Source organism: Streptomyces sp. S3(2020) (genome assembly GCF_013044505.1).
Lineage (GTDB): Bacteria > Actinomycetota > Actinomycetes > Streptomycetales > Streptomycetaceae > Streptomyces.
Genome location: NZ_JABERD010000360.1, coordinates 1 through 5,881, shown reverse-complemented (window position 1 = coordinate 5,881; position 5,881 = coordinate 1). Strand labels below are relative to the sequence as shown.

The 5,881-nt window shown below is 69.3% G+C and carries 5 protein-coding genes and 1 pseudogene; all 6 read right to left on the bottom strand.

Annotated features, from left to right (window positions below; translation table 11 throughout):
- Positions 1–143: 143 nt before the first annotated feature.
- Positions 144–1,133: a zinc-dependent alcohol dehydrogenase family protein gene (locus tag HLK59_RS47525; RefSeq protein ID WP_171147912.1), complete on the bottom strand. Its 990-nt coding sequence runs from the start codon at positions 1,131–1,133 to the stop codon at positions 144–146.
- Positions 1,130–1,966 (bottom strand): carbohydrate ABC transporter permease, encoded by an 837-nt coding sequence (locus HLK59_RS47520; protein ID WP_171147911.1) that lies wholly within the window; start codon positions 1,964–1,966, stop codon positions 1,130–1,132. The genes HLK59_RS47525 and HLK59_RS47520 overlap by 4 nt, the downstream gene beginning before the upstream one ends.
- Positions 1,963–2,901 carry a sugar ABC transporter permease gene (locus tag HLK59_RS47515; protein WP_171147910.1) on the bottom strand — a complete coding sequence of 313 codons (939 nt, stop codon included), beginning with the start codon at positions 2,899–2,901 and terminating at the stop codon, positions 1,963–1,965. The genes HLK59_RS47520 and HLK59_RS47515 overlap by 4 nt, the downstream gene beginning before the upstream one ends.
- Positions 2,898–4,268, bottom strand: a complete 1,371-nt coding sequence (locus tag HLK59_RS47510) for a sugar ABC transporter substrate-binding protein (RefSeq protein WP_171147909.1) — start codon at positions 4,266–4,268, stop codon at positions 2,898–2,900. The genes HLK59_RS47515 and HLK59_RS47510 overlap by 4 nt, the downstream gene beginning before the upstream one ends.
- A gap of 77 nt (positions 4,269–4,345) precedes the next feature.
- On the bottom strand, positions 4,346–5,113 hold the full coding sequence (locus tag HLK59_RS47505) for a DeoR/GlpR family DNA-binding transcription regulator (protein ID WP_171147913.1): 768 nt from the start codon (positions 5,111–5,113) through the stop codon (positions 4,346–4,348).
- A 311-nt stretch (positions 5,114–5,424) separates the two neighbouring features.
- A pseudogene (locus tag HLK59_RS47500) lies at positions 5,425–5,881 on the bottom strand (NAD(P)-dependent oxidoreductase); the annotation flags it as partial.

Here is a 5,881-nt window from a genome sequence, read left to right as displayed (position 1 = left end):
CCCCTACCCGTCCCATCCCGGGGGCTGCCGCCCCCGGACCCCCGCTTCGGCCCTGAAGGGGCCTCGTCCTCAAACTCCCCCAGAGGGGGCACCCCCAGACGGGCTGAAAGATCCGACTCAGCCCCTCCGGCGTTTGAAAGGCTCTACGGCACGACCACGATCTTCCTGCCGACGCCCGCCGCGAACTGGTCCAGGGCCGCTGGATACTGGTCCAGGGGGATGCGGTCGCTGATGAAGATCTCGGGGTCGAGGACGCCGGTGGCGAAGAGTTCCGCCGCTCGTTCGAAGCTGTGGAGGACGGCCATGGAGCCGGTGATCGTCAGCTCCTGGTTGTAGATGCGGTAGGGGTCGATGGTCACGCGGGTCGCGTAGTCGGCGACGCCGAACTGGAGGAAGGTGCCGGCCTTGGCCACCCGGTCGAGGCCGTCCTGGATCGCCGCCGCGTTGCCCGTCGCGTCGATCACCAGGTCCCAGCCCTGGGGACGGTCCAGCTCGTCCGGGTTCGCGGCGGACGCCGAGACGCCGAGCGTGCGGGCCGTCTCCAGGCGGGTCGGGTTCACGTCCACCATGTCCACGCTCGTCGCGCCGGTCCGCTTGGCGAGCTCCAGCATCATCAGGCCCATCGTGCCCGAGCCGTAGATCAGGACATGGGCGCCGAGGCGGGACTGGAGGACGTCGTAGCCCCGGACCGCGCAGGAGAGCGGTTCGACCAGGGCCGCGTCCTGCGTGCGGACGTGCTCGGGGAGCCGTACGCAGTTCGCCACCGGGGCCACCGCGTACTGCGCCGCGCCCCCCGCCGTGGTCACACCGATCGCCGCCCAGCGTTCACAGAGGTTGTTGTGGCCCGTACGGCAGTACCGGCACTCGTAGCAGTACAGGGACGGGTCCACCGCCACCCGGTCGCCCACCGACAGCTCCGTGACCTGCCGCCCGACCCCCACCACCTCCCCGGCGAACTCGTGCCCCGGCACGATCGGCAGCTTCGGTGCGAACTCGCCCTGGAGGATGTGCAGGTCGGTGCCGCACAGACCGCACGCGGCGACCTCGACGACGACCTCGCGCGGACCCGGCGTCGGGTCCGGGACCTCGGCGACGACGGCACGGCCCACGGACTCGATGACGGCGGCCTTCATTTCACGGCTCCCAGCGACAGGCCCTGGACCAGCTTGTCCTGGGCGGCGAACCCCGCGGCGAGCACCGGCAGGGAGATGACGAGCGACGCGGCGCACACCTTCGCCAGGAACAGCCCCTGGCTGGTGATGAAGCCGGTCAGGAAGACGGGAGCGGTCTCGGCCACCACTCCGGTCAGGACACGGGCGAACAGCAGCTCGTTCCAGCTGAAGATGAAGCAGATCAGGGCTGTCGCGGCAATTCCGGGCAGCGCTATCGGGGCCACCACGCGCGCGAGGATCGTCGGGAGCCGCGCCCCGTCCACCCTGGCCGCCTCGATGATCGCCACCGGCACCTCGGCCAGGAACGACTGCATCATCCACACCGCGATCGGCAGGTTCATGGAGGTGTAGAGGATGACCAGCAGCCAGATGTTGTCGAGCATGTCCGTGTTCTTGGCGAACAGGTAGATGGGCAGCAGCCCCGCCACCACCGGCAGCATCTTCGTCGACAGGAAGAAGAACAGGACGTCCGTCCACTTCCTCACCGGGCGGATCGACAGCGCGTACGCCGCCGGGAGCGCCAGGAGCAGGACGAAGGCCGTCGACGCCAGCGACGCCACCGTCGAGTTGATCAGCGCGGGCCAGGGGCTGGCGCCGCCGCCCGTGCCGAAGAACTCGCGGTAGCCGTCCAGGGTGAGGGCGGCCCCGAAGGAGGGCGGGTTGGTCGCCGCGTCCGCCTCCGAGTGGAAGGACGTCAGGGCCATCCACGCGATGGGGAGGAAGAACCCGATACCGAGGAGCCAGGCCAGCAGCCCGAGGCCGACTCCCTTACGACGTACGGTCGTCGCGCTCATGCCCGACCCGCCTCCTCACGGAACAGGGACGACACCACGCGCAGGGCGAAGGTCGCGATGATGATCGAGCCGATGACCACCAGGACGCCCGCGGCCGAGGCGAGGCCGTTCTCGTGGGCCTGGTAGAAGCTCTGGTAGACGGTGTACGGCAGGTTCGCCGTGCCCAGTCCGCCCGAGGTGATCGTGAAGACCGCGTCGAAGTTCTGGACGATGTAGATCGAGCCCAGCAGGGCGCCCAGCTCCAGATAGCGGCGCAGATGCGGGAGCGTCAGATGGCGGAAGATCTGCCAGTCGCTCGCGCCGTCCACCTTCGCGGCCTCGATCTGCTGGGGGTCGCGGCTCTGCAGGCCCGCCAGCAGGATCAGCATCATGAACGGGGTCCATTGCCAGACGAGGGACGCTTCGACCGCCAGCAGCGGGGTGTTCGAGATCCAGTCCGGCTGTGGGCCGCCCACATAGTGCAACAGCCCGTTCAGCAGGCCGTATTCAGGGTTGTAGAGCACATGCTTCCAGAGCAGGGCCGCCGCCACCGGGACCACGAGGAAGGGGGCGATCAACAAGGTGCGCACCACTCCGCGGCCCTTGAACCGGCGGTCGAGGAGCAGCGCCAGGACCAGGCCGAGGACCAGGCTCACCACGACCACCGTCGCTGTCAGCAGGACCGTCGTCCACACCGAGTGGCGCAGGTCCGCGTCCGTGAGGACCTGGCGGTAGTTGTCGATGCCCGTGAAACGGCGGGCGTCGGGGTAGAGGGCGTTCCAGTCGAAGAACGAGATCACCAGCGTGGCCACGAACGGGAGCTGGGTGACCACGATCATGAAGATCAGGGCGGGCAGGAGCGGGGCCCGGGTGGCCCAGTCGCGCAGCCGGGTTGAGGGCGGGCGGGCGGTGCGTAGGGGAGTCGCGGCCACGGCGGCCGTCGTTGTCGCTGTCATCGTCCCTCGTACTCCTCGGAGATCTTCTCGGCGAGCCGCTGGGACTTCTCCAGCGCCGACTCGACGGACTGGCGTCCGGCGATGGCCGCGCTGATCTCTTGGGAGACCTTGGTGCCGAGATCGGTGAACTCGGGGATGCCGACGAACTGGATGCCGGGCGCGGGGCGCGGTTGCACCCCCGGGTCGTTGGGCCGCGCGCCTTCGATGGCCTCCTTGGTCATCTCCTGGAAGGCGCCGGCCTCTTTGACGTACGCGGGATTCGTGTACGTCGACGCGCGCTTGCCGGCCGGGACGTTGGACCAGCCGATCTCATCGCCCACCAGCTGCTCGTACTGCTTGCCGGACGCCCAGGACACGAACTTCCAGGCCTTGTCGGGGTTGCGGGAGGCGTCCTGGATGCCCCAGGCCCAGGTGTAGAGCCAGCCGGAGGACCTGGTCTCCTCGACGGGGGCGGGGGCGTAGCCGACCTTGCCCTTGACGGGAGATCCGGAGGCCTCCAGGGAACCCGCCGCGCTCGTGGCGTCGTACCACATGGCGACCTTGCCCTGGGTCATGTTGTTGAGGCACTCGGCGAAGCCGGACTGGGGTGCTCCGGACTCGCCGTGCTCACGGACCAGGTCGACATAGAACTTCGTCGCCTTCTCCCACTCGGGGGAGTCGAGCCGGGCCTTCCAGTTCTGGTCGAACCAGGTGCCGCCGAAGGTGTTCACGACGGTCGTCAGGGGCGCCATCACCTCGCCCCAGCCCGGCAGTCCGCGCAGGCAGATGCCCTTCATGCCGGACTCGGCGCCGTCCACCTTCGCGGCGAGGTCGGCGACCTGGGTCCAGGTGGGGTGGGCCGGCATCGTGAGGCCCGCCTCGGCGAAGACGTCCTTGCGGTACATCAGGAAGGAGGACTCGCCGTAGAAGGGCTGGCCGTAGAGCTTGCCGTCGTCGCCGGTCAGGGACTGGCGCATCGGCTTGAGGACGTCCTGTTCGTCGTACGCCGGGTCCTTGGCGACGTAGGAGTCCATCTCGTGCAGCCAGCCGTTGCGGGCGTAGATCGGGATCTCGTAGTTGGAGAGGGTGGCCACGTCGTACTGGCCCGCCTGGTTGGCGAAGTCCTGGCTGATCTTGTCGCGGACATCGTTCTCGGGCAGGACGGTGAAGTTGACCTTGATGCCGGTCTCTTCGGTGAAGCGGGGTGCGAGTTTCTGCAACTCGGTCATCTGGGGGTTGTTGACCATGAGGACGTTGATCGAGTCGCCGCCCGCCCCCGCCCCGCCGGCTCCGACCCAGCAGCCGGAGAGCAGCGGGGCGAGCAGCGTCCCTGCGGCGGCCAGGGCGAGCGTGGCTCGCGGTGGCCGTCGTCGGCTCTGGGTTCGCATGGATCGCTCCTGGACTTTTGGGGAGATAAAGGGCGCGAGAAGGTGTGGCGTGCCGCATTGAGTGGTGAGTTGGTTTTTCAGACGCGGATGACCTGGGGCCCGAGCAGTGAGTAGCGGTGGGCCTCGGACGTGGGGAGCAGGGTGCTCGTGACGATCGTCTCCAGCGCGCCGATCTCCGCGAACCGGCAGAAGCTGACCGCCCCGAACTTGGTGTGGACGCCCGCGAACACCGTGCGGCGCGCGGCCCGGATCGCCTGCGCCTTGACCTCGCTGACCGCCGGGTCGGGGGTGGTGAGGCCGTGTTCGCGGGAGATGCCGTTGGCGCCGATGTAGGCGAGGTCGAGGACGAAGCCGGCGAGCATCTTCGTCGTCCAGTGGTCGACGGTGGCCAGGGTGCCGGGCCGGACCCGGCCGCCCAGCAGCAGCACGGAGGTGTTCTCCGCCTCGGCGAGGGCGCCGGCGACCGGGAGGGACGCGGTGACCACGGTCAGGGGGCGGTCCCCGGGCAGGGCCTCGGCGATCAGCTGGGGGGTGAAGCCCTCGTCGACGAAGACCGTCTCGGCGTCCCCGAGCAGTTCGGCCGCGGCGGTCGCGATGCGGCGTTTCTCGGGGACGTGGCTGGTGGCCCGGAAGGCGAGCGTCGTCTCGAAGCCGGCGCTCTCCACGGGGTAGGCGCCGCCGTGGGTGCGGCGGACGAGGCCGTGGTCTTCGAGTGCGCGGAGATCCCTCCGCACCGTTTCCTTGGCGACACCCAACTCGGTGGCGAGGGCGTTGACGTCGACGGAACCGCTTGCGCGGGCGGCGTGGACGATGTGCCGGTGGCGTTCTTCCGCGGTGCCGGTCATTTTCGTCACCCGCCTTCCTTCGCTGCCGTTGCCCGTTCGGGCCTCTGGAGGAAGTTCTACAGCCGGTGGGGGGTGGTGACCAGGTCTGTTGCGTGAGTGAAAGTGACCGTCTGTGCCCGTTCGGGCAGGGCGGGCCCAGGAGCTCGGGTGGGGCGGTTGTGGGGCGGCTGCGGGTTTGTCGTGGCTGGTCGCGCAGTTCCCCGCGCCCCTGGCAGGGCGCTGGCGCGCCCGTTCCAGTGCCATCGCCGTGTGCCCGAACATGCCGACGGGCGGGCCCGTTCGGTGCCCGCCCCTCCTGTGATCACGTCATGTCAGTACGGCCAGATCGGGGGGTCGCTCACGAAGTGGCCGCCCAGGTAGGCGTGGGCGATGTTGTCCGGGTCCAGTTCGCCCTGCTCGGCGATGATCTTCTCGGCGTACTGCTCGGAGTCGTCCTGGGGGGCGTAGCCGATCGCCCGGGCGGTGCTGAGGTCCCACCACAGGCGGGTGTTGGCGGAGGAGCCGTAGACGACGGTGTGCTGGACGTCCTCGGCGGTCAGGGCCGCGTGGAAGAGGCGGGCGCCGTCGGCCGGGCTCATCCACACCGACAGCATGCGGACGCTGCTGGGCTCGGGGAAGCAGGAGCCGATGCGTACCGACACGGTCTCCAGCGCGTGCTTGTCCCAGTAGAGCTGCGCGAGGTCCTCGCCGAAGGACTTGGACAGACCGTAGAAGGTGTCCGGGCGGTGCGGGGTGTCGATGGGGATGAGGGGGTCGTCGCCCTGGGGG

Excerpts from the sequence above, each read along its gene's own strand:
- HLK59_RS47525 (WP_171147912.1), bottom strand. The coding sequence starts at position 1,133 with ATGAAGGCCGCCGTCATCGAGTCCGTGGGCCGTGCCGTCGTCGCCGAG.
- HLK59_RS47520 (WP_171147911.1), bottom strand. The coding sequence starts at position 1,966 with ATGAGCGCGACGACCGTACGTCGTAAGGGAGTCGGCCTCGGGCTGCTG.
- HLK59_RS47515 (WP_171147910.1), bottom strand. The coding sequence starts at position 2,901 with ATGACAGCGACAACGACGGCCGCCGTGGCCGCGACTCCCCTACGCACC.
- HLK59_RS47510 (WP_171147909.1), bottom strand. The coding sequence starts at position 4,268 with ATGCGAACCCAGAGCCGACGACGGCCACCGCGAGCCACGCTCGCCCTG.
- HLK59_RS47505 (WP_171147913.1), bottom strand. The coding sequence starts at position 5,113 with ATGACCGGCACCGCGGAAGAACGCCACCGGCACATCGTCCACGCCGCC.